Source organism: Legionella sp. (genome assembly GCF_049790535.1).
Lineage (GTDB): Bacteria > Pseudomonadota > Gammaproteobacteria > Legionellales > Legionellaceae > Legionella.
Genome location: NZ_JBAQZB010000056.1, coordinates 1 through 2,404, shown reverse-complemented (window position 1 = coordinate 2,404; position 2,404 = coordinate 1). Strand labels below are relative to the sequence as shown.

The window sequence follows — 2,404 nt, the reverse complement described above, 5'->3', positions numbered from 1 at the left end:
CAAATAAATGATTGCATTGGGTTCTGATGGTCTTAGTTGGTGATTTGGATAAGCTTGCATTTTGCTTAATCGACTTATGATACTCTTCAATTCTCCACCGTTTTTGGTAGACTTCATACATGCGGTCTGAGCTTGTCCCACTTTAATAGACACAGCTATGCGGCATTCTTAGATTGATTTTCAAATAATAGAGGAGCAACTGACTCAATAGCAGAATGTCGGGTTTTAATGTAATGAACCATCCCCCCACTAAGTTGGAATTTAATATAACCAGCTGAGTATTCGAATTTGGATAATTTGAAATTGGATGGGATTTTTCATGGTCTTAGATTGTAGTTCATGAACAAGTTAAAAGAAGTGATAGCGGTTCGATTTTCGCCTCCACCATATAACTATTTGATTTATAAAAAAATATTAATTTTCCCATATAAATCATACATATTTAACTTGATTTATCAAAAAAAAGACTTCATTATGTTTTTTTTCAGGACAGGGTATATTCCATGTAGTCAGAACGAGTGATTTTTGACTGCATCATTAAGCGGTGTTATGGATGCCTTTTGTGACCTGGTAGCTGGGAATAAGAATAAATTACTCATAAGGAGAATCAACCGATGATAGAATTGTTGATCGTAGTAAAAGAGTTTCTTGAGATTCTGCATTTATTGCGTGTGGGGTATGAAACTGGCCATGACGTAGTGCATGTTCTGAATCCGAAAAAGAAAGAGCAAGAAAAAATAGCGTATGATGCTGCAGACATTAACACGATTAAAACGATTAAAACGGATGCGGAAACGTATTTAACTCAGTTAACTGGGTGTGTTAATCATTTAGAAAATGCAAAAACTTATTTATTAAAAATTAAGCACGTCACCGAAGAGCTTCCTAATTTCCTCACTAATCCTCATCATTTATCCTCTAAATTAACCGAGTTCATGAGTCATTTACACTCTGCGAACCGACACAGTAATCAATTTTTATTAACGCTGACACCGCCGCCGCGGCAATGCTTGTATCGTGCGAACTCACTTGGTGGCGTTAATGCCATAGCGCGTTATAATAGTTCGTTAAACGAAATGAAACAATTTGTTGCGGACATAGACCAATTAAAACAAGAAATTAATGCGAAGTTTCAAGAGTTTTATGCGACTTTACCGACAAACGCTAATGCAGAAGCAATACGCGAAAGCATTCCTCAGTGTATCAACGGGTTTACGTCGCTAGAAACAATCCTGCCAACAGAACTCGCTACTATTTGTACCGAAATCGTCCAGAGCCATAAAGAATTTAAAGAACACTACCTAAAGGGGCAACCAGAGCCTTGGGAAAACGATCCGAATTGGTTTCCTCTACTGAGTAAAGAGGACCAACTGGAATGTGGACAGCGTATTTTTCTCCATGCGATGAATGAAACCAATTTTGGTGAGGATGAAAAATTACGGTTTGCTGAACTGTTTTTACGTAAACCCGTTTCAAAACAGCCCATCAAGCAGGTTGAAGTAGAACTTAAGGCGTACCAAATGGCGAGCATTTTACGCGATTGGCAAATCGACAAGTGCGAACAAATGATCGAGTTTCTCCAGCAGATACAGCAAGACAACCCCATTCCGAGCGACGATCCTGATGGGCTTTTGGCGTGGCTTACAACAAAAAGAAAAAAGCATAACTCAATTCATTTGCTTCAAGAAATCCTGGTTTCACCCTGTTGTTTGAGTACACGGAGCTTGGATGAGGTACTGAACATCCTTAAGGGACACACGACTCTAAGAGAAAAACCAGAGACTCTGATGCGCGAATATGAACACATTCATTGGGCTGCGGTTTGGGAAAAGAGTGATGCGTTAATCCAGTTTCCGAAATTTCAGACAGAAATTCTTCCTAGAACCCGCTTGCAGCCGGACGAACCATCCCCACTCAAGGTGGTTTCTTTAGTAATGCAAAAACTTGCCACAGCGCTTCATGCAGAAATTACGGAGTTAAAAGCGGTATTGCAAACGAATAAAATGTCTTATGACGATGAGATTGCTTTATGTGCAAGCAAAGAACAAAAAGCACTCAAAGACCAAAAAGAACAAGAACATAAATTGGGCGTTGCGCGGATTGAACGCGCTGCGACACGTATTCCTGCATGTACTTCTGCACGCAGCAGTTTATATCCTTATCTGTATAAGGCTGGAACGATTAATGAAGTGGAACAAAAGCGAAGAGTGCCCACTCCTGAAGATTTATTGCAGATAATCTACCAAGGAGTGAATCCAAATGAGGTGTGTTTCTGGAGCATTGAGTCCAATTCGCCACCGCAGCAATTGTTTCAGTATTTTCATCCGAATAAACCGAAGGATACGCGAATTAAGGCGTGGATTTATGCGCACACCACCTGTCAAGTGAATATGTTGTCTTTATT

General features: G+C 39.7%; 1 protein-coding gene and 1 pseudogene. One reads left to right on the top strand and one right to left on the bottom strand.

Features of this window, described 5'->3' with window-relative positions; genetic code table 11:
* Positions 1 to 136, bottom strand: a pseudogene (locus WA877_RS03070) (IS701 family transposase); the annotation flags it as partial.
* A gap of 478 nt (positions 137 to 614) precedes the next feature.
* Here WA877_RS03070 and WA877_RS03065 point away from each other — a divergent pair.
* Positions 615 to 2,404, top strand: a 1,790-nt coding sequence (locus tag WA877_RS03065; RefSeq protein ID WP_425169464.1) for a hypothetical protein, incomplete at its 3' end; no start/stop codon positions are given.